Below are 24,098 nucleotides of genomic sequence, written 5' to 3'. Positions count from 1 at the left end.
GGATGTGCACCTGCCTGACACCAGCGACCCCGATCCGGGGACGCCGCGTTTCAGGAGGAGATTCCGATGGCTATCCAGACTCAGCAATCGTTCTCGGGCTTCGTCGCGTCCGACCCGCAACTCACCCGCACCGAGAACGGCGATGCCAGGCTGTACATGAAGGTCGGCAAGGAACACTACCGGCAGGAGGACGACCGGTCGTTCACCCAGTTGGAGACCACCTTCCACAACCTGGTCGCCTTCAAGGCCGCCGCAGAGCAGGGCCACGAACGACTCGCGAAGGGCGACAAGTTCATCGCCGAGGGCTACGTCCGCGAATACACCCACCAACGCGACGGTCAAGCGGTCGAGGGTGAGGAGTTCGTCGCCCGCCGGCTCGGGCACGACATGGCCCGCACGCGATACGACGTCGACCGCACACCCCGCCGGGCCGCGCCTGAGCGGGACGCGGCCGCGTTTACCGCCCCCGAGCACCGCCCCGTCACGCAGCCGCCTGCGTCCGTGAGCATGTGACCGAAGGGGATGCTGACGATGGACGAATACACCCCCGGACCAGACGAGCCCGACGATCTGGACGACGACCCCGGCACCGAAGACGCATCGGATGATGTGGCGGAGCCGCCGCACCCGGTGAACTGGAACCTGCTGACCGCCCACGACCTCGAACAGGAGTGGCTGGCGCTGAACGACTGGGTGGCATGGCTGCGCCGCACTTACGGGCTCCCCGCTGCGGTGATCCCGCCGTTCTGGCACCGGCACCTGGAACTGATGTGGGAGCTGTCCGCGCTGCACCTCCACTGGCTGTGCGCCTACGACCCCGAACAGAACGGTTCGGCGCCCGTCGGCTGGCACCGCGACTTCGCCGACGCCCGCAACAGGCTCCGCGAATGGGTCGCCGCCTCCGGCACCCGCCTGGACCGCGACCGGCACACCCGGCAGACCGTCTGGCCCGGTGAAGACCCCGCCCCGCCCGTCGAGGACGTCATCATCGCCGACCGCGGCGAGGACTTCGTGGAGTTCGTGTTCGAGCAGGTCGAGGCCCGCCGCGAAGCCGAGGAGGCGTTCTTCCGCGCCCTCGATGAACGCACCGGAGAAATCTCATGACGCACCGAGAAACGCCCGGCCGGGACGAGCGGCTGCCGGATCGGATGCGGGACTACCGGATTGAGGCCGAGCCGCGTGAGACACCCGACCTGCACAAGCTCGCACAACTGTTCATCGGCATGGCCCGTTCCCGCGCCGAACAAGACCACGCCCGTCCCGCACCGGACACCGTGTCGCCGGGTCCCGACGCATGTCGGGGGCACGAGGTAGAATCAGATCAGCAAGAAGCCAACGACTAAACCTCCGGTTCGGTCGTGGTGCGCGGTCCTGTTTGGCCTTCGTGGCTTACCCAGCAGGCTCCGATATCGAGTCGGCTGGGTCCTGTTTCCCTTTTACGAGTCGCACCGCACCAGCGGTAGCCACCGTTCGTGCTGGGCCCGATCAATCCGGGGAAGGGAAACACGACCCGTGACCATTACACAACCACCAGCCACTACCGCCCTGGACCGCATCGGCGAGACCACCACCATGGCAGTCTCCTACCTGCGCGTGTCCACCAAGGAACAAGCCGAACGCGGCGGCCGTGCCGAGGGCTTCTCGATCCCCGCCCAGCGGGAGGCAAACCTGCGCAAGGCCCGAGACCTCAACGCGGTCATCACCGAAGAGTTCATCGACGCCGGCGAGTCCGCCCGCAAGGCCGACCGGCCCGAGCTGATGCGGATGATCGAGTACGTCAAGGCCCACCACGTCGCCTACTGCATCGTCCACAAGGTCGACCGGCTCGCCCGCAACCGCGCCGACGACGTGACCATCCACCTCGCCCTCAAAGAGGCCGGGGTCATGCTCGTGTCCGCGACCGAGAACATCGACGAGACCCCGTCGGGGATGCTGCTGCACGGCATCATGTCCACCATCGCGGAGTTCTACTCCCGCAACCTCGCTGGCGAAGTCTCCAAGGGCATGAACCAGAAAGCGCTCAGTGGCGGCACCAACGGCAAAGCACCCATGGGCTACCTCAACGTCACCCGCCGCGACGAACTCGGCCGCGACGTCCGCACCGTCGAGGTCGACCCCGACCGTGCCCCGCTGGTGCGATGGGCGTTCGAGGCCTACGCCACCGGGAACCACTCCACCATCAGCCTGCGTGAAGAACTCATCGACCGTGGCCTGACCACGGTCCCGACCCCGAAGCGGCCCTCGAAGCCGCCGGTGCTGTCTACGATCCACAAGATGCTCACCAACCCCTACTACAAGGGCAGCGTCCGGTTCCGCGGCGCCAGCTACGACGGCATCCACGAACCCCTAGTCGCGCCCGAGGTCTGGTACCGAGTTCAGGCCGTCCTGACCGCGCATCAGACGTCCGGAGAGAAGACTCAATCCCACGACCACTACCTCAAGGGAAGCCTGTACTGCGGGGAGTGCGGGTCCCGACTGACCCTGACCCGGGCGAAGAGCCGCCGCGGCGTCATCTACCCCTACTTCATGTGCTCCGGCCGGCACGCCAAGCGCACCACCTGCGAACGCAAGTCCATGTTCGTGCCCGACATCGAAGCCGCCGTCGAGGACTACTACCGCCACGTCCAGATACCCGAGCAAGTCCTCACCGCGCTCCGCGAGCTAGTCACCGGTGAATTCGATCGGCTCCACACCGCCGCCAAGCAGGAGACCCAGGCATACAAGGGCGAACGCGACGCGCTCCGGAATGAACGCCAGAAACTCTTGCAAGCCCACTACGCCGGAGCCGTCCCCCTGGACCTACTGGGGACCGAGCAGGACCGCATCGCCCGTCGGCTTGCGTTCCTCCAAGCGCAGATTAACGCCGGCGACATCGAGTACGAACAGGCCAAGGCCCACTTGGACGACTGCCTGGCGCTGGCCGGCGACATGCACGCCATCTACATGAGCATCGACGACCCACTGCGACGGATCGCCAACCAAGCCTTCTTCGACAAGCTCATCGTCCAAGACGACGACACCATCCACGGGGAGCCCGGCGTCCCGTTCAACGTGTTTCTCAGCCGCGACGTCCAGACCCTCGCCGTCCGCCAACAAGGACGGACGACGGAATCCGGAACTCAAACCGGTGATGTCGCTGGTTTGAACAACGACCTTCTGGTGGGCCCTACGGGGATCGAACCCGTGACCAGCGGATTAAAAGTCCGATGCTCTACCACCTGAGCTAAAGGCCCCCGGCGACCATGATGGCCGGTATATATCCTAACGCAATCCGCGCTCTCCGTTGCAGCGAGGTCGTGGCCGGGGTGTTTGGGTCCGGAGTATCGTCGAGTACATGAGTGACGCCCAGACATCCGCAGCGGGCTCGGGTGGACGCCGACACCACCGCCCGACACCTTTTGCCCCGGCAGATTTCGAGCCCTTCGCCAGTGGTATCGACCCTGCCCGCATTTCGGAGGCCGGCCAATTGGCGGCCGAGGCGTTGGTCCACCACGGGCGGGCCAACTCCGATCCCGCAGTGACCGCCCGGCTCATCAAGCTGGCCGATCAGGAGGGTCTGGAGGTGCTGGCCGAACTGTGGGCCAAGAGCCCCGCCCGTTCGCTCCCCGGCGCCCTGTGGCGGCTCTACGCCCTCGGAACGGCCACCCGGCGCGACCCCGAACGCTACGCCGCGTATTTCGCCGCCGGGCAACAGACCGCCGACGTTTCACGGGTCGTCGCCGGGGTGGCCGAACCTCCGGGAGCGGACGAAGTCTCGGCGATGACCGATTCGATCCTGACCGGAGCCTTCGACGGTGATTTCGACGTGGCTCTGGAACGTACTGCCGCGTTCTGCCGGATCATCTCCTTGGGCCAGGCCGAGCACGCCGACGCCTCCGAGACCTCCAGCGCCGACCGGGCCACCCGATTGACCCGCAACGCCGACCTGCTGGTGAAGACGGCGGAGGATCTCGAAGCGGCGGCCCGGTCGTGGCGGCGCGGCGAATTAACCTGAACCGGCACCAGTGCCCCGCCTGATCTGTTCCGCCATCGCGAGTATCCGGCATCCCACCTAGCGAGATCCCATGTTGACACGGCCGGGGGTGACGGAGAAAAATGGAGGCGGTGTCGGACCGCGGTAGCCCCGGGTTCCAAAATTTAGCCGCTTCGAGCGGCCTTCCGCCGAGAGGTGCTCCCGGTTCGGCACCACCCCACCGGTCAGGTCTTTGAAGGCCCGTGCGTAGACTGGGACGCAATCATTCGTCCACCCACCAGACGCCGGCGGTAGAGCTTCGTGAAATTCAGATTATTTCCCGTGGAGACGCGTGGACTGGAGTTGCTGCAGGAGTTGGGCACCACGGTCCGCCATTGCGTGGAAACCCTGTCGGAACTGTTGGGGGCTCCCTCCGAGGACCAGCCGGGACTGATCCGAGAGCTCGAGCAGTTCGAGCAGCGGGCCACCGATCTGCATCATGGCCTGCTCACACATTTGCGCACCAGCTACGTCAACCCGCTACCGCGTGAGGATCTCTACACGTTTTCCCGCCTGCTCCATGACGCCGTGGGCGAACTCTGCGGGGCCGGCGACCTGTTGGTGTCCACCTCGGTGTCCGGGGTCTCCCGTCGGGCTGCGGAACAGCTGGAGATGCTCGGACGTCAATCGGAGATGACCAATGAGGCGCTGGCCAGGCTCCAGCACCCCGACGACCTCGAGGACGTCTGGATCCAGATGATTCGGCTCAGTCGCCGTTCCCGCCGGACCCACCGGGCCTGGCTGGGAGAGATCGCCGATTTGTCCAAGGCCTCCTCGATCCTGCGCCACCGTGCGGTCGCCGAACAATTGCAGGCATCAGTGAACTCGTTGCGGGCGGTCGCCGACCATCTGGGACGCGTCCTGGTCAAGGAATCCTGAGCCGGTCGGAACCATGACCGTGCTGCTGTGGTGCGTCTTCGCCGCGATCTGTGCCTTCGCGTTCCTCAACGGCTTCCGCGACGCCTCCAACTCCGTGGCGGCAGCCGTCCGTACCCGGGCGCTGACCCCCTCGATCGCGGTGGTCTTGGCCGCATTTTTCACCGTCGTGGGAACCCTGCTCAGCACAACGTTCGGCAGTTCCTTGGTCTCCGCCGCCGATTTGAACGTCCCGGATGGGGCCGCGGGTCTGGCGATCCTGCTGACAGCCGTCTTGGCCGCGGGTGGCTGGGGATTGTTTTGCTGGTATCGGGCCATGCCGATGTCCTCGACCCAGGCGGTGATCTCGGGGTTCGCCGGTGCCAGCGGGGCCTCGGCACTGCTCGGCGGGGACGGCGCCCAGGGGATCACCCGGATGCTGGTCGGTGGCGTGCTGATCCCGCTGCTGCTGACCCCAGTGATCGCTTTTGGCCTATCCTTCCTGGTGGTCATCCCGCTGACCTGGCTGCTACGCAATTCCAGCTCCTCTGATGTGAACACCATCGGGCGGCTGGGTCAGTCGGTCACTACCGGGGCCGTGGCCCTGGGGCACGGCCTACAGGACGGCCAACGCACCGCCGCGATGCTCACCCTGGCCCTCGTGGCCGGGCAGACCGCCACCCCCACGGGAATCCCCTTCTGGGCGCAGGCCCTCGCTGCGGGCTGTTTGGGCGTCGGGGTGCTGTGCGGGGGGTGGCGCATCACCCATACGATCGCCTACCGGCTGGTGGCTATCGATCCGCTGCGCGGCATGGGCGCCCAGGCGGTGTCCGCCTCCATGCTGTTCATCGGCGCGATCGCCTTGAACATGCCCCTGTCGACGACCCAGGCGGTGACCAGCTCCATCGTGGGTTCGGGCGCCAACCAGCGGTACGAATCGGTGGCCTGGAGGCGCGTGGTCTCCGTCGTGTTGTATTGGCTGGCAACTCCCGTGACCTGCATTGCCGCCGCAGGGGTGCTTTTCCTGGCCATCAATCCACTGCTGGGCTGGGCCGGCTGAAGCAACGGCCCATGCCCTCGAGGTGCATGCTGCCCGGGGGGAGTTCAACGCACGGATGCGGGGCACCGGCAGGCACCCCGCATCCGCACTCGATCCACTGGGGATCCCCCGGAGATTCCCCCTCCGGGGCCGTTCCCGCCACGCGCTGACCCGCGACGGAAACCGTCTGTTTATCCGAACCGGCCAGAGACGTAGTCTTCGGTGGCCTTGACGGACGGGTTGGAGAAGATCGTGGCCGTATCGTCGTATTCGATGAGCTTGCCTGGTTTTCCGGTCCCGGCGATGTTGAAGAAGGCCGTCTTATCGGATACCCGGGCCGCCTGCTGCATGTTGTGCGTGACGATGACTACCGTGTAGTCGTTCTTCATCTCGTTGATCAGGTCTTCGATCGCCAGGGTGGAGATCGGGTCCAGGGCCGAGCACGGTTCGTCCATGAGGATCACCCCGGGTTTGACCGCAATGGTGCGGGCAATACACAGGCGTTGCTGCTGGCCACCCGAGAGCCCGGATCCCGGCTTATCCAGCCGGTCCTTGACCTCGTTCCACAGGTTGGAGGCGCGCAGCGAGGACTCCACCAGGTCATCGGCGTCGGATTTGCTGATCTTGCGGGCATTCAACTTCACCCCGGCCAACACGTTGTCGCGGATGGACATCGTGGGGAACGGGTTGGGTCGCTGGAAGACCATGCCGATCTGGCTGCGCACGGTGACCGGGTCGACCCCTGGGTCATAGAGGTTGTCTCCGTCGAGCAGGACCTGGCCCTCGACGGTGGCGCCGGGGATCACTTCGTGCATCCGGTTCAGGGTGCGCAGGAAGGTGGACTTGCCACAGCCCGAGGGGCCAATGAAGGCGGTGACCGACTTGGCTTCGATTTCGATGTTCACGTCCTCCACGGCGCGGAAGTTGCCGTAGTAGACGTTGAGGTCTGAGACGTCGATGCGTTTGGACATAAGGGGTTCCTTCGGTGTTCTTCGGGCCTAGCGGCCGGTCTTGGGGGAAAAGACCCGGGCAATCAGCCGGGCGCCGAGGTTCAAGACCATGACCATGATGATCAGCAGCAGGGCTGCCGCCCAGGCCCGTTGGGCACTGGGGTCGATGTTCGTCGGCGAGGTGGGGCTGAGGATCTGGTAGTAGATGAACGTCGGCAGCGTGGCCATCCAGTTGCTGAAGACGTTGAAGTTGATGTTGTTGGCCAGCCCGGCGGTGACCAGGATCGGTGCCGTCTCGCCGATGACGCGGGCAATGGCGAGGGTGACGCCCGAGGCGATCCCGGAGATCGCGGTGGGGATGACGACCTGGGAAATGGTGCGCCATTTGCGCACACCCAACGCGTAGGAGGCCTCACGGAGTTCGTTGGGGACGATCTTGAGCATCTCTTCGGTGGAGCGGACCACCGTGGGGATCATCAACACCGACAGGGCGACGGCGGCAACAATGCCCATCCGGGTGGAGGGTCCGAAGATGACACCGAACAGGGCGCCGGCGAAGAGGCCCGCCACGATCGAGGGGATGCCGGTCATCACATCAACGAAGAACGTGATCCCCCGGCTGAGCGAATTGCCCTGCCCGTATTCGACCAGGTAGATCGCCGCGAGCATTCCGATCGGGACCGAGATGATCGTCGAGAACGCCGTGATCAACAGGGTGCCGATCACTGCGTGGTAGGCGCCACCGAGGACCGGGGTCCCGTCGGCCACCGACTGGTTGTCCACGGCCCCGGTCATGCCGTTCATCGAGGTGAACAGGAAGTTCGACGTCATTCCGGGCAGCCCGCGTTCGAGCACCGTATACAGCACGGAGATCAACGGGATCAGGGCCAGGATGAAGCAACCGTGGATGAGGTAGGTGAAGAACGAGTTGGTTCCCTGCCGGCGGCCCTCCACGATGACGGTGACCGCGGTGGCCCCGACGACGAACAGCAGTGCCGTGTAGATCAGCATCGAGGCGATGGAGAAGCCGCCCAGCGTGGATCCGGCGGCCCCCAGGACCAGGGCCGAGAGTCCGACGACGGGGATCGCCCAGCGGGGCAGGCGCCCCTTGGAGAGCCGGTTGCGCCGGTTCGCGACCGGGGCGGCGGGTACGGGGGTCAGGGTCGCATTGGTCATCAGTTGGCTCCCGAGAATTGCTGGTGGCGGCTGATGATCCAGCGGGCGATCATGTTCACGGCCAGGGTGATGACGAACAGCACCAGGCCCGCCGCAATGAGTTCGGACATCCGCAACCCGAAGGCCTCGGGGAAGTTCAGCGCGATTTCGGCGGCGATGGTCTGGTTGCCGGACTTGATCAGCGAGGGGATCAACGCTCCGGTCGACAGGACCAGCGCCACGGCCATGGTCTCCCCCAGGGCCCTGCCCAGGCCGAGCATGACCGCCGAGATGATCCCGGCGCGGGCGAACGGCAACACCGACATGCGGATCATCTCCCAGCGGGTGGCCCCCAGGGCCAGCGCCGCTTCTTCATGGAGTCCGGGGGCCTGCAGGAAGATCTCCCGCGAGAGGGAGGTGATGATCGGCAGGACCATCACCGCCAGCACGACCCCCGCGGTGAGCATCGTCTTGCCGGTCTGGGAGACCGGGCCGCCGAAGACGGGAAGGAATCCGAGGTGCTGGTTGAGCCATTCATAGCCCGGAACCAGGACCGGGGCGAGCACTAGGTAGCCCCAGATCCCGTAGATCACCGAGGGGATGGCGGCCAGCAGGTCGATGACGTAGCCCAGCGGTGCGGCCAGCTTGCGCGGGGCATAATGCGAGATGAACAGGGCCACGCCCAGTCCCACCGGGGTGGCCAGCACGATGGCGATGGCCGCGGCGATCACGGTGCCGATGACGATCGGCCAGATGTAGGAGAAGAACCCCTGTCCCCCGGAGAGGTCTGCCGGGTCCGCGGTGAAGGCGGGGAGTGCCTGGACGAAGAGGAACAGGGCGACGGCGAAGAGGGTGAGCAGGATCAGGATGCCCGCGGACCTCGCGGCCGTGGAGAAGACCCGGTCTCCGGTCCTGCCCGAACCGGGTCCCGACGTCAGCGCGTTGGTTGTCATATGCGACCTTTCGGTCCGTGGTGGCCCGGATTCCATGGTGGAGGGGAATTCCTGGATTCCGGGCCGGATGGGTGTTCTCGATGCCTGCTAGGAGGCTACCTCGATGGAATCGATGGCTTCGTGGGCCTGTTCCATCAGCGGTTCGGATAGCGGGGCACTGCCTGCCGAGTCGGCGGCGGCCTGCTGGCCTTCGGCGCCCACGACGTAGTTGCCCCAGGCCTTGACCAGATCCACGGTCTCCTGGTCCGGGTAGCTGCTGCAGTAGATGTGGTAGCTGACCAGGCTGATCGGGTAGGCCCCCGATTCGGTGGTGTCGCGCTTCAGTTCCAGGGCCATGTCCACGTCCGAGCGGCCGGTGACCGGTTCGGCGCTTTCCACGGCCTTGGCTGCCGCTTCGGCGGACAACTCGGTGTAATCCTCGCCCACCTTGACCGCAACGGTCCCCAATTCCCCGACGGCGGAGGCATCGGCATAGGTGATGGCCCCCGGGGTCGAGGTGGTGGTGGAGACGACGCCCGCGGTTCCCTTGGCGTTCTCGGACTGCAGGTCGGAGGGCCAGTCCCCCGATTCCTCGTACGTCCAGGTGTCCCCGGCGGTGGCCGAGAGGTACTGGGTGAAGTTCTCGGTGGTCCCCGATTCGTCGTTGCGGTGCACCACGGTGATGTTGGTATCGGGCAGGTCGACGCCTTCGTTCTGATCGGCGATCGCCGGATCGTTCCAGGTGGTGACCTCCAGCGCGAAGATCGCGGCGATGGTCTTCGCATCCAGTTTGAGCCCCTCGACGCCTTCGAGGTTGTAGGCCACGGCGATCGGGGAGACATAGGCCGGGATGTCGAAGGCCCCCGCTGGGCCGCACACGTCCTTGGAGGATTCGAATTCCTCGTCGGAGAGGTAGGCATCCGAGCCGGCGAATTGTGCGCCACCGGCCAGGAAGGCCTTGCGCCCGGCGCCGGAGCCGTCCGGGGAGTACTGGACCTTCGCCCCCTCGCCGGTGGATTCGAACCCCGACTTCCAGGCGTCCATGGCCGCCTTCTGCGAGGAGGCACCAATACCGGTCAGCGTGCCGGTGACGGCCTTGCTGCTCTCCTGCGACGAACCGCCCGAGCCTTCGGTGCTGCCGGTGGGGTTGTCCGAGCCACAGGCGGTCAAGGCCAGGGCTGCGACGGAAAGTACTGAGGCGATCTGGGTGGTGCGGGAAAGCTTCACGTGGTCATTCCTTCTTCTGCTGCGACGGTGGCTGCTGCTTCGGTGTATCTACGACGCTAGGCAGCGGAAGTGAAGAACGGTCCCGGCCCGGGTGAACAACAGGTTAACGCGGATCGGACCTTCCCGGCCCAGCCGCGGAAAACCCGTCGTTGACGAGGGTCTACGGCCCTCGGCGCGCTCCGTGAGCGATCCATCACAAGGCGATGGGGTCTTCCCCTGCTTTCATGCCAAACTGTAGGCATGGACAAGGCGACACCGCTGGGCAAAGTGTCCCCATGGCTGCGCCGAAGAGCGCGATCGGGGACCGCCCGCGTCCGCGTCTCCCTGGTGCAGATCATCCAGATCACCGTCTGTGCCGTCGGCGCCTATTGGATCGCCGAAAAGATCCTGGGCCACCAGGCCCCCCTCTTCGCGGCCACCTCGGCGGTCATCGCCTTGGGTTTCGGCGGCATGACCAGGATGCGTCGCGTCCTGGAGGTCGCCATCGGCTGCACCCTGGGCATCGCTGTCGGCGACCTGCTGCTCACCGTGCTGGGCACCGGGATCTGGCAGGCGGCCACGGTCGTCTCCGTGTCGCTGATCCTCGCCCGCTTCCTGGACAGCGGCTCCATCTTCACCACCCAGTTCGGGGTCCAGGCCCTGCTGGTGGTCCTGCTCCCGGCCCCGGACGGCGGCCCATTCACCCGCAGTGCCGACGCGATCATCGGCGGGTTGTGCGCCCTGCTGATCACCGCCCTGGCCCCCCGGGACCCGCGCCGGGAACCCGCAGGGGAACTGCGCCAGCTCATCCGGGAACTCTCGGCCATCCTGCGTGAATGTTCCGTCGCGGTCCGCGAATCCGATTCCACCCGTGCCTGGCATGCCCTGGTCCGGGCCCGGGGGACCCAGCCGCTGATGGACAAGATCCCGGCGTCGCTGACCGGTGCCCACGAGATCGCCACCTTTTCGCCCCATTTCCGGCGCCACCGCGGCGAGCTGCAACGGTTGCGCCGGGTTGCCGGACAAGTCGACCTGGCGATGCGTAACCTGCGGGTCTTCTCCCGCCGGATGGCCTCGGTCATCACCCATGCGGCCCTGCGCGACGAGGCTGCCCTGGAGCTCTCGGTCTACCTCGACGAGGTGGCCGATGCCGTCGACGCGCTGGCCCGCTCCGTCATGGAACCCCAGCAGTCCCAACGCGACCGCGCCGAAACCGCGGCACGGGAGGAACTGATCGCTGCCGCCGGGCGACTGACCCCCGCCTCCTTCGGCGCCACCGGGCTGCAGGGCGAAGGGCTGGTCCTGTTGCTGCGGCCGCTGGTCGTGGATCTGCTGGAGGCCACCGGACTCGAGCACTCCGAGGCGGTCCCCTTCCTCGCCCGGCTCTGAACCCGACCCAACTGTCTCTCGGAGGCGATAACATCGTGAACCATGGCCAGCAAAAGCAGTACCCGCGCCCGTAACGCCCCCAGCTACCGCTGTGCCGAATGCGGGTGGACAACCGTGAAATGGGTCGGCCGCTGTGGTGAATGCCAAGCCTGGGGAAGCGTCGAGGAGATCGGTCAGGTCACCGCACGCACCACGGCCGCGGCCACCGTGGCCAGCCCGGCGGTGAAGATCGCCGACGTGGACTCCTCGCTGGCCCTCTACCGGCCGACCCTCATCGGCGAACTGGACCGCGTCCTGGGCGGCGGGCTGGTCCCCGGGGCCGTGATCCTGTTGGCCGGGGAGCCGGGGGTCGGCAAATCGACGTTGCTGCTCGACGTCGCGGCCCGCACCTCCCGCACCGACCGCACGGTCCTGTACATCACCGGCGAGGAATCGGCCGCCCAAGTGAAGATGCGTGGCGAACGGATCGATGCCCTCTCCGACACCCTCTACCTGACTGCCGAAACGGATCTGGGCATCGCGTTGGGCCAGATCGAACGGCTGGACCCCGACCTGCTGGTCATCGATTCGGTCCAGACCCTGTCCTCCGCGGACGTCGAAGGCGCTGCCGGCGGGGTGACCCAGGTCCGTGAAGTTGCTGCCTCATTGATCAACGCGGCAAAGAAACGGAACATGACCACCATCCTGGTCGGCCATGTGACCAAGGACGGTTCCATTGCCGGGCCCCGACTGCTCGAGCACCTGGTGGACGTCGTCTGCCAGTTCGACGGTGAACGCCACTCGCGTCTGCGCCTGCTGCGTGCCGTGAAGAACCGGTACGGCCCCACGGATGAAGTCGGCTGCTTCGATCTGACCGAGTCGGGGATCGAAGGCCTCGCGGACCCCAGCGGACTCTTCGTCACCCGCACCAAGGAACCGGTTTCGGGCACCTGTGTCACGGTCACCCTGGAGGGCCGCCGGCCCCTGGTCGCCGAAGTGCAGTCTCTGCTGGCCAAGACGAGCAACGCCCAGCCACGTCGGGCCACCAGCGGGCTCGACTCCGCGCGCACGGCCATGATCCTGGCCGTACTCCAGTCCAGGGCGGGCATGGACCTGTCCACCCTGGATTCCTACGTCGCGACCGTCGGCGGTGTCCGGTTGGGGGAACCAGCGACCGATCTGGCCACGGCCCTGGCGATTTCGGGGGCCAAGCTGGACCGTCCCCTGCCGGCACAATTCATTGCCTTCGGGGAGGTCGGGTTGGCCGGGGAGGTCCGCCCGGTGCCCGATATCGGTCGCCGCATCACCGAGGCCGAGCGTCTGGGTTTCCGTTATGCGCTCGTCCCCGCCTCGCCCAACGGCCCCGGGGTCGTGCCCAACGGCTTCAAGGTCCGTGAAGTCAGCACCCTGCAGGAGGCCCTGGGCGCGGCCTTCGGCTAGGATCCCCACCACGACGCACCAGGACCCGCCTCGCCGCAGCGGCCACGTCCTGCTTAGGATGGGGTGATCCACCGGAAGGAACCCCATGCCCAAATCCCCCGACGAAGCGTTGCGCACCACCCTGGCCCGGGTCGCCCCCGGGACCCAGCTGCGTGATGGTCTGGAGCGGATCCTGCGCGGACGGACCGGAGCCCTGATCGTGCTGGGCAGCGACCGCACCGTGGAATCGATCTCCTCGGGCGGATTCGACATCAACATCCTCTTCTCTCCGACCCGTCTGCGGGAGTTGGCGAAGATGGACGGGGCCATCCTCTGCGACCGGGACGCCTCCAACATCCTCAAGGCCGCGGTGCAGCTGGTGCCGGACCATTCCATTGAAACCCAGGAATCCGGGACCCGGCACCGTACGGCTGAACGCGTGGCCATCCAGACCGGCTTCCCGGTCATCTCGGTTTCGCAATCGATGCATATCATCGCCATCTATGTCCAAGGCATCCGCCACGTCCTGGAAGGGTCCGAACCCGTGCTGGCCCGCGCCAATCAGGCATTGGCCACGCTGGAACGCTATCGCAACCGGCTGGACCAGGTCACCAGCACCCTCTCCGCCCTCGAGATCGAGGCCACGGTGACCGTTCGTGACGTCGCCGTGGTGCTCCAGCGTCAGGAAATGGTCAGGCGCATCTCCGAGGAGATCGACCAGTATGTGCTTGAACTCGGTGGGGACGGACGGCTGTTGGCTCTGCAGTTCGACGAGCTCAGCGCGGGGCTGGGACCGGGCAGCGACCTGCTGCTCAAGGACTATTCCGAGGCCGGGACCGAGCCCGATCAGATCGCCGCATCCTTGGCGCGGCTGCGCTCCTTCAGCTCCAACGACATGATCGATCTGAACAGGATCTCCACGATCCTCGGTTTCACCCCGGGCACCGATTCGTTGGAGGCGGTGGTGCACCCCCAGGGGTTCCGTCTGCTCGCCAACATCAAATCGGTTCCCCGCGCGGTCGCCGATCGGCTGGTCGCCAGCTTCGGCGGCCTGCAGCACCTGATGGCCGCCAACATCGATGACCTGATGGCCGTGGACGGCATCGGCGAGCAAAGGGCCCGCACGGTCCGTGAGGGCCTCTCACGCATTGCCGAGTCCAGTCTGCTCGACCGGTACATGTAGGCCCGTCGGCGGCGGCCTACTTCAGCGAGAAGTTGACCTTGTCGCTTTCGACGTCGCCCAGCTTGGCGGTGAACGTGTAGGTTCCCGGGCGGGGCTTGGACTCGATGTCCTTGCAGCCGGGGGCACTGCGCTGACGATCCCAGGTGAAGCGGGCGCTTTCGGTCGCCCCTGCCTTCAATGTCATATCGCTATCGGAGGGATCCTTGCGGCAGTCCGTCGTGGAGAAGATCCGGTCCGATCCCGACACGATGCTGAATTCCTGCTGACTGGTCCCCACATTCACCGTGCAGTCCTCGGAGCCCGTGTTCTCGATCTTCATCTCCAACACCGGCTTCTCCGCAGGGTCATAGCTGCCTTGATCCGTAGCGGCGCCCAACGTGATGTCTCCGGAGGCGCAGGTTCCGCCCGCCGCCTCCGCGGAGGAGGCCGTGCTGGAGGCCGATGCTTCGGCGCTGCCGCTTTCGGTGGCGGCAGCACTTCCGCTCGCCGATGGGGTGGCCTCGGCACTGGCCGACGGGGAAGGCGCCGGGCTCGAGGACGCGGCGGCCGGCGGCGGGCCGGCACCGTCGGTGGTCCTGGTGAAGAAGCCCACCACGGCGATCACGGCCCAGGCCAGCAACGCGAGAACGACCAGCAGAGCCACTCCAACGACGATTCGACGACGACGGAAGACTTCCGGACTGGGTTTGCCCCTGCCCGGAGACCGGGACTGCTGTTGTGCCATGCCCCTAGGGTATGGAGCAGCCGCGGCCACCCCCGGTTCCCACGCCGTGCACTAGGGTATTGGTGCCCCGCTTTCCAAGGAGTCACGTGCCACCCACCCCGCCGCTGGACCTCGATGCCCTCCATCACGACATCACCGGATGGTTCGCCACCGAAGGCAGGAACCTGCCCTGGCGGAGCCCGCAGTGCGGCGCCTGGGGGATCATGGTCAGCGAGTTCATGCTCCAGCAGACTCCCGTGGCCCGCGTCCTACCTGTCTGGGAAGAATGGATGCGCCGCTGGCCGGAACCGGCGGCACTGGCTGCCGAACCCGCGGGAGAGGCAGTGCGGGCCTGGGGCCGGCTCGGCTATCCGCGGCGTGCCCTGCGCCTGAGCGAGGCCGCCCGACGCATCGTCGAGGAACACGAAGGAGAGGTGCCCTCCTCCCCCGCTGACCTGCTCGCCCTGCCCGGGGTCGGCAGCTACACCGCAGCAGCCATTGCCTGCTTCGCCTTCGGGCAGCCCGAAACCGTCGTGGACACCAACATCAGGCGGGTCCATGCCCGCCTGGTCAGCGGCAAGGCCCTGGCCGAACCCAGCCCGACCGCTGCGGAAGCACGATTGGCTGGCGATCTCATGCCGGCCACCGGGGACGACGGGGGCGATCTGGCCTGCGCCTGGAATGCGGCGGTGATGGAATTGGGGGCCCTGATCTGCACGGCCCGCTCACCGCGTTGCGCCGAATGCCCGGTTTCGGCCTCCTGCGCCTGGATCGCACGGGGCAGGCCCGAACCCCATTACACGCCCAAGGGCCAACCCTGGGCGGGGACCGATCGCCAGGTCCGCGGTGCCATGATGGCCGTCCTGCGCGCCAGCGACGACCCCCAACCCGCCGACCTGCTGGTGGACACCGCCCCGCCGGAGTCGGGGGGCGACGCCGAGTCCGATTCTGCGTTCCAACGGCTGAGGTCGCTGGCTGCGGGGGCTGAACAGCGCCGTCGATGCCTGGCGGGGCTGCTGCGGGACGGGTTGGCCGTGGAAACCGAGGCAGGAATCACCCTGCCGCACTAGCGGCGGGGACGGGGCCCGTCAACGACAACGGGGCCCCGCATACCGCGGGGCCCCGTGGCGCCGTGCGGCGCCTACCTCATGAAGGATGAACGGACTTACTTGTCCTTCTTGTCCTTGTCGTCGTCGCCACCGAGGAACTTCTCCTGGGCGCCGTCGATGGCGTCCTTGTGGTCGCCGAGCTGGTCGCCGAACTTGTCCTGGGCGGCGTCCACGCCTTCGTTGATCTTGTCACCGTGTTCGTTCTTGAGGTCCTTGGCCTTGTCGCCGAGTCCACCCAAGCTATCTCCGAGTCCCATTTCTTGACCTACTTTCGTTGGTTTCCAGTTGGTACTTACGGTGCCACGGCTCCCCACTGGCTGCGGGGTGCGGCTCGTCGGCCCCCGAGGGACCTGTGCTGCCAGCGTAGGTACGAGCACGGCCGCTCGTCCACCATGACGGACCAATTAATCCGGGATTCATCCGAGCGCGAAATCCCGGGCCTCAGAGGTTCATGATCATCCTGGTGTTGCCCAGCGTGTTCGGCTTGACCCGCGCGAGGTCCAGGAACTCGGCGACGCCTTCATCGGTGGAACGCAGCAACTCCGAATACACCTCGGGGTCCACGGCGGTCTGATTCTCCATGACATCGAAGCCCATCGTCCTGAAGAAATCGACCTCGAAGGTCAGGCAGAACAACCGGCTGACCCCGATCCTGCGCGCGTTCTCGATCAACTCGATGAGCAGGGACCTGCCGATTCCTTGGCCGCGGCGGCTGTCCACGGTCGCCAGCGTGCGCACCTCGGCAAGGTCCTCCCACATCACGTGCAGGGCACCGCATCCCAGCAGGTCCCCCCGGTCCTCGGCCACGATGAATTCCTGCAGGCTCTCGAAATAGGCGACGGCTTCCTTCTCCAGCAGGACCCTCTCATCGGCCAGCGGCCTGACGAGCTGGCGGATCCCTGCGACATCCGATGTGCGGGCAGGCCGAAGTATGAAATCTGGCATCTACCCATCCTATTCCCGTCGGCGGCACCCTCCCAGCACATGACCAGGGGCCCGGTCGTGGATCTCCACGACCGGGCCCCTGGTGCAGGCGGGGATCAGGCTCAGGTGCTCAGGTGGCCTTCCTCGATCTCCGCGGGGCTGTCCTTGCCTTCCAGTTCCGGGGTCTCCTCGCGGCCGGTGAAGGTGAACTTGGCGTCCTCGCCCTCGCCTTCGACGTCCACGGTGACCGTCTGGCCGGCCATGATCTCCCCGAAGAGGATCTTCTCGGAGAGCTGGTCCTCGACCTCGCGCTGGATGGTCCGACGCAGTGGACGGGCACCCATCGCCGGGTCGTAGCCCTTCGTGGCCAACAAGTACTTCGCCTCGTCGGTCAGCAGGACGTGCATCCCCTTTTCGACCATGCGGGACTCCAGGCGGGCCACGAACAGATCGACGATCTGCACGATCTCCTCCTGCGACAGCTGCGGGAAGACAAGCGTGTCGTCGACACGGTTCAGGAACTCCGGGCGGAAGTGCTGGCGCAGTTCCTCCTGGACCTTGGCCTGCATCCGGTCGTAGTTGGTCTTCGTGTCGCTGGTCGACTGGAAGCCGGTCATGACGCCCTTGGAGATGTCCCGGGTGCCGAGGTTGGTCGTCATGATGATCACGGTGTTCTTGAAGTCCACCACACGGCCCTGGGAGTCGGTCAATCGGCCGTCCTCCAGGATCTGCAGCAACGAGTTGAACAGATCCGAGTGGGCTTTTTCGACTTCGTCGAACAGCACGACGGAGAACGGGCGACGACGGACCTTTTCGGTCAGCTGTCCGCCCTCCTCGTAACCGACGTAGCCCGGAGGGGCACCGAAGAGCCGGGACACGGTGTGCTTCTCCGAGTACTCGGACATGTCCAGGGTGATCAGTGCGTCTTCCTCGCCGAAGAGGAACTCCGCCAGGGCCTTGGCCAGTTCGGTCTTGCCGACGCCGGTGGGGCCGGCGAAGATGAACGAACCGCCCGGGCGGTTGGGGTCCTTCAGCCCGGCACGGGTCCTGCGGATGGCCTGCGAGATCGACTTGATCGCCTCGTCCTGGCCGATGACCCGCTTATGCAGCTCCGCCTCCATGTTCAGCAGGCGGCCGGATTCCTCCTCGGTCAGCTTGATGACCGGGATGCCCGTGGAGTTCGCCAGTACTTCGGCGATCAGTTCCTCGTCGACTTCGGCGATATCGTCCATATCGCCGTTCTTCCAGGACTTCTCCTTCTCTGCACGCTCCTCCTGGAGCTTCTGCTCGTTGTCGCGCAACGAGGCGGCCCCTTCGAAGTCCTGGGCATCGATCGCGGATTCCTTCTCCCGGCGGACCTTGGCGATCTGCTCGTCCATCTCCTTCAGTGCCGGAGGGGCCGTCAGTCGACGGATACGCAGGCGGGCGCCGGCTTCGTCGATGAGGTCGATGGCCTTATCCGGCAGGAAGCGGTCGGAGACGTAGCGGTGTGACAGCTGAGCGGCAGCGGCCAATGCGCCATCGGTGATGGTCACCCGGTGGTGCGCCTCGTAGCGGTCACGCAGGCCACGCAGGATCTCCGTGGTGTGTTCCACGGAAGGTTCCTTGACCTGGATCGGCTGGAAGCGGCGCTCCAGGGCGGCATCCTTCTCGATGTGCTTGCGGTACTCGTCCAGCGTGGTCGCGCCGATCGTCTGGAGTTCGCCACGAGCCAGCATGGGCTTGAGGATCGACGCTGCATCGATGGCGCCTTCGGCGGCACCGGCGCCGACGAGGGTGTGGATCTCGTCGATGAACAGGATGATGTCACCGCGGGTGCGGATTTCCTTGAGGACCTTCTTCAGGCGTTCCTCGAAGTCGCCGCGGTAGCGGCTGCCGGCCACCAGGGACCCCAGGTCCAGGGTGTAGAGCTGCTTGTCCTTGATGGTCTCGGGGACGTCGCCGCGCACGATGGACAGGGCCAGGCCCTCGACCACTGCGGTCTTGCCGACGCCCGGCTCACCGATCAGCACCGGGTTGTTCTTGGTCCGGCGCGAGAGCACCTGCATCACGCGTTCCTTCTCGAACTCGCGGCCGATGACCGGGTCGAGTTTGCCGTCGCGGGCCGCCTGGGTGAGGTTTCGCCCGAACTGGTCCAGCACGACCGAGCCGGCAGGCTGTCCTTCGGCCTGGCCCTGGCCGACTCCGGCGCCTGCGGTTTCCTTGCCACCCTGATAACCCGAGAGCAGCTGGATGACCTGCTGGCGGACCCTGTTCAGGTCGGCGCCCAACTTGACCAGGACCTGGGCGGCCACTCCTTCGCCCTCACGGATCAGACCGAGCAGGATGTGCTCCGTACCGATGTAGTTGTGGCCGAGCTGGAGTGCCTCACGCAAGGAGAGTTCCAGGACCTTCTTGGCGCGGGGGGTGAAGGGGATGTGTCCGGACGGGGCCTGCTGGCCCTGGCCGATGATCTCCTGCACCTGCTCCCGAACGGCACCGAGGGAGATGTTCAGTGACTCCAGCGCCTTCGCGGCGACACCCTCCCCCTCGTGGATCAGGCCGAGCAGGATGTGCTCGGTTCCGATGTAGTTGTGGTTGAGCATGCGCGCCTCTTCTTGGGCGAGCACGACAACGCGACGGGCACGGTCGGTGAATCTCTCAAACATGCGGCACACTCCTAGCTAACGCGTACTCACGATGCTACGCATCAAATGGCGCCAGATGGCCCGTGTTCGCCGTGGGGATAAAGCAGATTTCCCCACCGTCCCGCCGGCGGGGTGTCCGAGCCGGTCCCCGGGAGGTCCCGGGGGTTGCCGAAGCGGGCTCAGGACTCCGGATGTACTTCGCGGTAGGCGTCGATGACCTCCGAGTGCAGGCGGCCGCGTTCGCTGACCTTGAAGCCGTGGTCGGCAGCCCACGCCCGGATGGCGGGGGCCTCGGACGCGGAGTAGGCGGTGGAACGCCTCGCCCCGGCGACGAAGGGGGCCAGCGCCTCTCGCAGCTTCCCGGCATTGGCCTCGCCGAGGTCGATCTCGTAGTGGCTGCCGTCCAGACCGAAGTGCACGGTCTCGTTCGCCGTCGACCCGTCCAGGTCGTCGATGAGCGTGATTTCGACCTTGCGCGCCACGGGCGGCTCCTCACTTAGAAGGTATCGGGGCTTCCAGGCGGGCCCCGGGGCATCTCGCCCTCGGGGTCCGGGGGTCGAGGTGTGCCTCCGGAGACCATGGTACTGCGGATGGGCCGATCTCGGCGTCCGGGAACCTACTCCCCGGGCCGGTCGGCGCTCCCGGGGTCGGGTTCCTCGGTAGGGGCCGTCCCCTCCCGGTGGGCATCGGCAGCGGATTCCGCCAGCCGCTCATTGCGATCCACCCGGAACAGGGCACGCATCACGAACCAGAAGACCAGTGCCGCGACGATCGTGGGCAGCAGCACCTCGACGTAGGCCATGGTCTAGGCCTCGGGCTTCAGGAGCGGGTAGAGGATGGTCTCGCGGATGCCGGCGTCGGTGAAGAGCATGACCAGCCGGTCGATGCCCAACCCGATGCCGCCCATGGGCGGGGCACCGTACTCCAGCGCCCGCAGGAAGTCCTCGTCCAGTTGCATGGCTTCGTCGTCACCGTCGGCGGCAAGTCGGGATTGTTCGGTGAGGCGTTCTCGCTGGATGACCGGATCGATCAGTTCGGTGAAGGCCGTGCCGCGTTCCATGCCCCCGATGATCAGGTCCCAGGCTTCGATGACCCCGGGTTGGGAGCGGTGCGGTCGGGCCAACGGCTGGGCCGCCGGCGGGTAGTCGTAGACGAAGGTCGGGTCGATCAGGGTCGGTTCGACGATCTCCCCGAACAGTTCGATGACCAGCTTCTCGGCCCCCCATTTCGGGTCGACCTTCACGCGGTGCTTCTCGGCGATCGATTGAAGCAGCCCGGCCGTGGTTTCGGGGGTGATTTCGGTGCCCACCGCTTCGGAGAGGGCGGGATAGACGCTAAGCCAGCGCCATTCGCCGTCGAGGTTGATGGTGCCCTGGGAGGTCTCGATCCGGCGGCCGGCCCCGACGGCGTCGGCGGCCTTGAGGATGATCTCCTGGATCCGTTCGGCCATCACGAACTGGTCGGCGTAGATCTCATAGCATTCCAGCGTCGTGAACTCGGGGGAGTGGGTGGAGTCCACACCTTCGTTCCTGAACAGGCGCCCTACTTCGAAGACGCGGGGAATGCCGCCGACGACGGTGCGCTTGAGGTAGAGCTCGGTGGCGATCCTCAGGGTCATGTCCTGGTCGAAGGCATTCAGATGCGTGTGGAAGGGCCGAGCCGAGGCCCCACCATGGATCAGTTGCAGCATCGGGGTTTCGACTTCCACATACCCGTGGCCGTAGAGGGTGTCCCGTACGGCACGGGTCACGGCGTCACGCTTGTAGATCATCTCGCGGGCCTCGTCGCGGACCATGAGGTCGGCATACCGTTGGCGGACCCGGGTCTCCTCGTTGAGGTCGGCGTGCAGCACCGGCATGGGGCGCAATGCCTTGGAGGCCATCTGCCATTCGGTGACCATGACGGAGAGTTCGCCGCGGCGGGAACTGATGACGGCACCCTTGACGAACACGTGGTCCCCCAGGTCGGTGAGTCGCTTCCAGTCGGCCAGCGACTCCTCGCCGATGTTGGCCAGCGAGAGCATGGCCTGCAGGCGGACGGCCTCGCCCTTCGGGCCCGACTCCTGCAACGTGGCGAAGCACAGTTTTCCGGTATTGCGGGCGAACACGATGCGCCCTGCCACGCCGACGATGTCCTGGGTCTCCTCGCCGGCTTCCAGGTGTCCGTACTTCTCACGGATTTGCAACAGGGTGTGGCTGCGTTCGACGCCGACCGGATACGCCTCGCGGCCGGCTTCGAGCAGCTCGGCGCGTTTGGCCAGACGCACCTGGCGCAGGTCATGCGTGTCGATGGTCTCGGCAGGGGTGGGGGCGGTGGGGGTCTGATCAGCAGTCACAGTACTCGATTCTACGTCCTTCGGCCGCGGCACGGGCACGCTCTTCCATGGGTGTGCCAACGGTCACGGTTTGCTGCACGGAAGCGCTCCACCGCCGTCTCCAGGAGGGGACGCCGGTAGAGCACCGGTCACCAGATGGCAACGCGCTCCTGGGGATCCAGCCACATCCCGTCGCCGGGCTTCGTGTCGAAGGCCCGGTGGAAGGCATCCATGTTCCGCGCCACCTGGTTGCAGCGGAACTCCCCGGGGGAATGGGGATCGGTGGTGATCCGGTTGACCATCGTTTCGGGACGGGTCAGCGACCTCCAGCACTCGGCCCAACTGTGGAAGAAGCGCTGGTCCCCGCTCAGACCGTCGATCTCTTCATCCACCGACAGCCCGCGGGCCTGCAGATCCAGGCGGTAGGCCTGGTAGGCGATGCCCAGGCCACCCAGATCGCCGATGTTCTCCCCCAGGGTGAGTTCGCCGTTGACGTGGTGCTCCGGCGCCTCCTCGGGGACGAGGGCATCATATTGGGCCACCAGCCGGGCCGTGAGTTCTTCGAAGGCCGCACGATCCTCGGCGGTCCACCAGTCGCGTAGTTGGCCCGTCCCGTCGAACTGCGAGCCCTGGTCGTCGAAGCCGTGGCCGATCTCATGGCCGATGACCGCACCTATGGCCCCGTAGTTCGAGGCCGGGTCCCGGTCGGGGTCGAAGAACGGGCTACGCAGGATGGCAGCCGGGAACCCGATTTCATTCAGCAGCGGATGATAGTAGGCGTTGACCGTCTGCGGATACATGAACCACAGGTCCCTGTCCACACCCTCATCGATTTTGGCCAGTTCACGGGAGAACTCGAATTCATTGGCGCTGGAGACATTGCCGATCAGGTCATCCGGGTCCGCCGATACGTCGCTGTAGTCGATCCACTTCACGGGATAACCGATCTTGGGGCGGAACATGGAGAGCTTCTCCTGGGCCTTCACCCGGGTTTCCGCGCTCATCCAACCCAAGGCGTCGATGGACAGCCGATAGGCGGCGATGAGGTTGCCGACCAGGTCCTCCATGAGGTCCTTGCTGCGTTGTCCGAAGTGCCCGTCGACATAGAGTTGTCCGATGTCCTCGCCAACGGCCCCCTCGGTGAAGGCCACCCCGCGCTTCCACCGCGGACGCATTTCGGTCACCCCTGCCAGTTTGGCCGAATAGAACGAGAAGTTCTCCTCCACGAAGGCCGCGGAAAGGAACGAGGCGTTGCTGCGCACGACCTGTACGGCCAGCCAGTCGCGCCACGCCCGGAGCGGCTGGGAGTGCAGCAGCCCCTCGACCCCCTGGAGGTAGCTGGGCTGCCAGACATCGACTTCGTCGTAGTACTTCTCGTCGATGCCCGCGCCCTCCAGCCAGAGGCGGAAGGTCGGCTGGAGGGAGAAGAGCCCCTCCGCTGACATCAGGTTGTAGCGGGCCTGGGCGTCGCGGCATTTGACGGCATCCCAATGATGGGCGGCCAGTGCCTTCTCCAACTCGACCACTCCGGCAGCTGCCTGGTCGGCGTTGGGTACCTCCACCAGGCCGAGCAACCGGCCCAGGTGTTCCTGGTATTCCTGCAACAGTTCAGCAAACTTCTCGTCCCGGTAATAGGATTCGTCCGGCAGTCCGAGGCCGGACTGGATGATGGAGAAGATGTTGCGGTCCGGTTGGCCGGCGTCGGAGTTCGCTCCGGCCTGGTAGAGCCCCGAGACGCCTCGCCGTTGAAGAGCCCCGCTGAGGGTCAGCAACTGTTCGATGCTGGTGCAGGCGTAGACGGATGCCAGATCCTCGCGGATGGGGTCCATGCCGCGGGCTTCGATGGCGTCCTCGTCCATGAAACTGCTGAAGAGCCCGGCGATCCGTTCCTGGCGGGCGTCGGCCACCCCGGCCGGCTCGGCGCTATCGTGCCGTGCTTGTTTGATGATGGCGTGCACGGCCGCTTCCGCCTCGTCGCGCAACTGCATGAACGACCCGTAGCTGCCCTGGTCCCCGGGGATCTGCGCGGTGGCCAGCCATTGGCCGTTGACGTGTCGGTACAGGTCGTCCTGGATCCTCACGTCGTGGTCGCGGTGGTCCTCGCTGGTCGCGGGTTCGGGCATAGTGCGTGAAGCTGGATCTGCAGTCATGGCTCCCCAGGGGTCGGGACGCCAGAAGTTCCCGTGGCGTCGATGGTGGTCTGACCCTCACCCTACTGATCGACTTCGGGCTTTGGCTGTGCGCCGGCCGAAGTTCCCCTGAACGCGAAAACAGGTAGCCGGCGGCCGGAACGCCGGCACGG

At 66.2% G+C, this 24,098-nt stretch carries 23 protein-coding genes, 1 tRNA gene and 1 pseudogene; 11 read left to right on the top strand and 14 right to left on the bottom strand.

Annotation, left to right across the window (positions count from 1 at the left end; genetic code table 11):
* Nucleotides 1-66 precede the first annotated feature (66 nt).
* The 4 genes and pseudogenes from ACT3S6_RS13130 to ACT3S6_RS13115 form a co-directional block, all read left to right on the top strand.
* The gene (locus tag ACT3S6_RS13130; protein ID WP_444555332.1) at nucleotides 67-513 is read left to right on the top strand and encodes a single-stranded DNA-binding protein; all 447 of its coding nucleotides are present in this window, start codon (nucleotides 67-69) and stop codon (nucleotides 511-513) included.
* Between the two features lie 18 nt (nucleotides 514-531).
* On the top strand, nucleotides 532-1,104 hold the full coding sequence (locus ACT3S6_RS13125) for a hypothetical protein (RefSeq protein WP_444555331.1): 573 nt from the start codon (nucleotides 532-534) through the stop codon (nucleotides 1,102-1,104).
* The gene (locus ACT3S6_RS13120; RefSeq protein ID WP_101572327.1) at nucleotides 1,101-1,343 is read left to right on the top strand and encodes a hypothetical protein; all 243 of its coding nucleotides are present in this window, start codon (nucleotides 1,101-1,103) and stop codon (nucleotides 1,341-1,343) included. The genes ACT3S6_RS13125 and ACT3S6_RS13120 overlap by 4 nt, the downstream gene beginning before the upstream one ends.
* Before the next feature lie 229 nt (nucleotides 1,344-1,572).
* Nucleotides 1,573-2,607, top strand: a pseudogene (locus ACT3S6_RS13115) (recombinase family protein); the annotation flags it as partial.
* Nucleotides 2,608-2,799: 192 nt separating this feature from the next.
* On the opposite strand, the gene ACT3S6_RS13110 reads toward ACT3S6_RS13115, so the two are convergent.
* Together ACT3S6_RS13110 and ACT3S6_RS13105 are read right to left on the bottom strand one after the other, a co-directional pair.
* Nucleotides 2,800-3,123, bottom strand: coding sequence for a hypothetical protein (locus ACT3S6_RS13110; protein ID WP_145997429.1), 324 nt, complete (start codon nucleotides 3,121-3,123; stop codon nucleotides 2,800-2,802).
* Nucleotides 3,124-3,157: 34 nt separating this feature from the next.
* Nucleotides 3,158-3,233: transfer RNA gene (locus ACT3S6_RS13105), tRNA-Lys, on the bottom strand.
* Nucleotides 3,234-3,334: 101 nt separating this feature from the next.
* On the opposite strand from ACT3S6_RS13105, the gene ACT3S6_RS13100 reads away from it, so the two are divergent.
* The 3 genes from ACT3S6_RS13100 to ACT3S6_RS13090 all read left to right on the top strand — a co-directional run bounded on the left by ACT3S6_RS13100 (nucleotide 3,335) and on the right by ACT3S6_RS13090 (nucleotide 5,927).
* A complete protein-coding gene (locus ACT3S6_RS13100) occupies nucleotides 3,335-3,994 on the top strand; it encodes a hypothetical protein (protein ID WP_444555330.1) in 660 nt (219 codons plus the stop codon).
* A gap of 300 nt (nucleotides 3,995-4,294) precedes the next feature.
* Entirely contained in the window at nucleotides 4,295-4,891 is a 597-nt protein-coding gene (locus tag ACT3S6_RS13095; RefSeq protein ID WP_241895493.1) for a hypothetical protein, read from the top strand.
* A gap of 13 nt (nucleotides 4,892-4,904) precedes the next feature.
* On the top strand, nucleotides 4,905-5,927 hold the full coding sequence (locus ACT3S6_RS13090; RefSeq protein ID WP_086997598.1) for an inorganic phosphate transporter: 1,023 nt from the start codon (nucleotides 4,905-4,907) through the stop codon (nucleotides 5,925-5,927).
* Nucleotides 5,928-6,097: 170 nt separating this feature from the next.
* On the opposite strand, the gene pstB is transcribed toward ACT3S6_RS13090, so the two are convergent.
* From pstB to pstS, 4 genes are all read right to left on the bottom strand, one after another.
* Nucleotides 6,098-6,877 (bottom strand): phosphate ABC transporter ATP-binding protein PstB, encoded by a 780-nt coding sequence (gene pstB / locus ACT3S6_RS13085; protein WP_086997601.1) that lies wholly within the window; start codon nucleotides 6,875-6,877, stop codon nucleotides 6,098-6,100.
* A 27-nt stretch (nucleotides 6,878-6,904) separates the two neighbouring features.
* Complete coding sequence (pstA, locus tag ACT3S6_RS13080) at nucleotides 6,905-8,032, bottom strand: phosphate ABC transporter permease PstA (protein WP_444555329.1); 1,128 nt, start codon at nucleotides 8,030-8,032, stop codon at nucleotides 6,905-6,907.
* Nucleotides 8,032-8,964, bottom strand: a complete 933-nt coding sequence (gene pstC, locus ACT3S6_RS13075; protein ID WP_444555328.1) for a phosphate ABC transporter permease subunit PstC — start codon at nucleotides 8,962-8,964, stop codon at nucleotides 8,032-8,034. The genes pstA and pstC overlap by 1 nt, the downstream gene beginning before the upstream one ends.
* A gap of 87 nt (nucleotides 8,965-9,051) precedes the next feature.
* The gene (pstS, locus tag ACT3S6_RS13070; RefSeq protein ID WP_444555327.1) at nucleotides 9,052-10,170 is read right to left on the bottom strand and encodes a phosphate ABC transporter substrate-binding protein PstS; all 1,119 of its coding nucleotides are present in this window, start codon (nucleotides 10,168-10,170) and stop codon (nucleotides 9,052-9,054) included.
* 240 nt (nucleotides 10,171-10,410) lie between these two features.
* Here pstS and ACT3S6_RS13065 point away from each other — a divergent pair, with 240 nt between their 5' ends.
* The 3 genes from ACT3S6_RS13065 (at nucleotide 10,411) to disA (ending at nucleotide 14,119) form a co-directional block, all read left to right on the top strand.
* Nucleotides 10,411-11,538, top strand: coding sequence for an FUSC family protein (locus ACT3S6_RS13065; protein WP_444555326.1), 1,128 nt, complete (start codon nucleotides 10,411-10,413; stop codon nucleotides 11,536-11,538).
* Nucleotides 11,539-11,580: 42 nt separating this feature from the next.
* A complete protein-coding gene (gene radA / locus ACT3S6_RS13060; protein ID WP_444555325.1) occupies nucleotides 11,581-12,957 on the top strand; it encodes a DNA repair protein RadA in 1,377 nt (458 codons plus the stop codon).
* Nucleotides 12,958-13,042: 85 nt separating this feature from the next.
* A complete protein-coding gene (gene disA, locus ACT3S6_RS13055; RefSeq protein WP_444555324.1) occupies nucleotides 13,043-14,119 on the top strand; it encodes a DNA integrity scanning diadenylate cyclase DisA in 1,077 nt (358 codons plus the stop codon).
* Nucleotides 14,120-14,135: 16 nt separating this feature from the next.
* Here disA and ACT3S6_RS13050 read toward each other — a convergent pair whose 3' ends face one another.
* Nucleotides 14,136-14,843, bottom strand: coding sequence for a hypothetical protein (locus tag ACT3S6_RS13050; protein WP_444555323.1), 708 nt, complete (start codon nucleotides 14,841-14,843; stop codon nucleotides 14,136-14,138).
* A gap of 86 nt (nucleotides 14,844-14,929) precedes the next feature.
* On the opposite strand from ACT3S6_RS13050, the gene ACT3S6_RS13045 reads away from it, so the two are divergent.
* Nucleotides 14,930-15,892 carry an A/G-specific adenine glycosylase gene (locus ACT3S6_RS13045; RefSeq protein WP_444555322.1) on the top strand — a complete coding sequence of 321 codons (963 nt, stop codon included), beginning with the start codon at nucleotides 14,930-14,932 and terminating at the stop codon, nucleotides 15,890-15,892.
* A gap of 95 nt (nucleotides 15,893-15,987) precedes the next feature.
* On the opposite strand, the gene ACT3S6_RS13040 is transcribed toward ACT3S6_RS13045, so the two are convergent.
* The 7 genes from ACT3S6_RS13040 to ACT3S6_RS13010 all read right to left on the bottom strand — a co-directional run bounded on the left by ACT3S6_RS13040 (nucleotide 15,988) and on the right by ACT3S6_RS13010 (nucleotide 23,946).
* Entirely contained in the window at nucleotides 15,988-16,188 is a 201-nt protein-coding gene (locus ACT3S6_RS13040) for an Rv0909 family putative TA system antitoxin (protein WP_444555321.1), read from the bottom strand.
* 184 nt (nucleotides 16,189-16,372) lie between these two features.
* A complete protein-coding gene (locus ACT3S6_RS13035; RefSeq protein WP_444555320.1) occupies nucleotides 16,373-16,876 on the bottom strand; it encodes an amino-acid N-acetyltransferase in 504 nt (167 codons plus the stop codon).
* Between the two features lie 101 nt (nucleotides 16,877-16,977).
* A complete protein-coding gene (locus ACT3S6_RS13030) occupies nucleotides 16,978-19,503 on the bottom strand; it encodes an ATP-dependent Clp protease ATP-binding subunit (protein WP_444555319.1) in 2,526 nt (841 codons plus the stop codon).
* Between the two features lie 158 nt (nucleotides 19,504-19,661).
* Nucleotides 19,662-19,964, bottom strand: a complete 303-nt coding sequence (locus ACT3S6_RS13025) for a histone-like nucleoid-structuring protein Lsr2 (RefSeq protein WP_444555318.1) — start codon at nucleotides 19,962-19,964, stop codon at nucleotides 19,662-19,664.
* Between the two features lie 134 nt (nucleotides 19,965-20,098).
* The gene (locus tag ACT3S6_RS13020) at nucleotides 20,099-20,284 is read right to left on the bottom strand and encodes a hypothetical protein (RefSeq protein WP_444555317.1); all 186 of its coding nucleotides are present in this window, start codon (nucleotides 20,282-20,284) and stop codon (nucleotides 20,099-20,101) included.
* A gap of 3 nt (nucleotides 20,285-20,287) precedes the next feature.
* Entirely contained in the window at nucleotides 20,288-21,772 is a 1,485-nt protein-coding gene (gene lysS, locus ACT3S6_RS13015; protein WP_444555343.1) for a lysine--tRNA ligase, read from the bottom strand.
* 173 nt (nucleotides 21,773-21,945) lie between these two features.
* Nucleotides 21,946-23,946, bottom strand: a complete 2,001-nt coding sequence (locus tag ACT3S6_RS13010) for a M13 family metallopeptidase (RefSeq protein ID WP_444555316.1) — start codon at nucleotides 23,944-23,946, stop codon at nucleotides 21,946-21,948.
* Nucleotides 23,947-24,098: the final 152 nt, after the last annotated feature.

Source organism: Arthrobacter sp. AOP36-C1-22, from assembly GCF_052377515.1.
GTDB lineage: Bacteria > Actinomycetota > Actinomycetes > Actinomycetales > Micrococcaceae > Arthrobacter_H.
Note: the sequence above shows the minus strand (reverse complement) of the source record. Positions and strands in the feature narration are given on the sequence as shown.

Bases quoted from the DNA above. Each gene is read 5' to 3' on its own strand.
- ACT3S6_RS13030 (WP_444555319.1), bottom strand. From the start codon at position 19,503: ATGTTTGAGAGATTCACCGACCGTGCCCGTCGCGTTGTCGTGCTCGCC.
- ACT3S6_RS13065 (WP_444555326.1), top strand. From the start codon at position 10,411: ATGGACAAGGCGACACCGCTGGGCAAAGTGTCCCCATGGCTGCGCCGA.
- ACT3S6_RS13035 (WP_444555320.1), bottom strand. From the start codon at position 16,876: ATGCCAGATTTCATACTTCGGCCTGCCCGCACATCGGATGTCGCAGGG.
- pstC (WP_444555328.1), bottom strand. From the start codon at position 8,964: ATGACAACCAACGCGCTGACGTCGGGACCCGGTTCGGGCAGGACCGGA.
- ACT3S6_RS13090 (WP_086997598.1), top strand. From the start codon at position 4,905: ATGACCGTGCTGCTGTGGTGCGTCTTCGCCGCGATCTGTGCCTTCGCG.
- ACT3S6_RS13020 (WP_444555317.1), bottom strand. From the start codon at position 20,284: ATGGCCTACGTCGAGGTGCTGCTGCCCACGATCGTCGCGGCACTGGTC.
- pstB (WP_086997601.1), bottom strand. From the start codon at position 6,877: ATGTCCAAACGCATCGACGTCTCAGACCTCAACGTCTACTACGGCAAC.
- ACT3S6_RS13130 (WP_444555332.1), top strand. From the start codon at position 67: ATGGCTATCCAGACTCAGCAATCGTTCTCGGGCTTCGTCGCGTCCGAC.
- disA (WP_444555324.1), top strand. From the start codon at position 13,043: ATGCCCAAATCCCCCGACGAAGCGTTGCGCACCACCCTGGCCCGGGTC.
- pstA (WP_444555329.1), bottom strand. From the start codon at position 8,032: ATGACCAATGCGACCCTGACCCCCGTACCCGCCGCCCCGGTCGCGAAC.
- ACT3S6_RS13010 (WP_444555316.1), bottom strand. From the start codon at position 23,946: ATGACTGCAGATCCAGCTTCACGCACTATGCCCGAACCCGCGACCAGC.
- ACT3S6_RS13100 (WP_444555330.1), top strand. From the start codon at position 3,335: ATGAGTGACGCCCAGACATCCGCAGCGGGCTCGGGTGGACGCCGACAC.
- ACT3S6_RS13040 (WP_444555321.1), bottom strand. From the start codon at position 16,188: ATGGGACTCGGAGATAGCTTGGGTGGACTCGGCGACAAGGCCAAGGAC.
- ACT3S6_RS13050 (WP_444555323.1), bottom strand. From the start codon at position 14,843: ATGGCACAACAGCAGTCCCGGTCTCCGGGCAGGGGCAAACCCAGTCCG.
- ACT3S6_RS13120 (WP_101572327.1), top strand. From the start codon at position 1,101: ATGACGCACCGAGAAACGCCCGGCCGGGACGAGCGGCTGCCGGATCGG.
- radA (WP_444555325.1), top strand. From the start codon at position 11,581: ATGGCCAGCAAAAGCAGTACCCGCGCCCGTAACGCCCCCAGCTACCGC.
- ACT3S6_RS13125 (WP_444555331.1), top strand. From the start codon at position 532: ATGGACGAATACACCCCCGGACCAGACGAGCCCGACGATCTGGACGAC.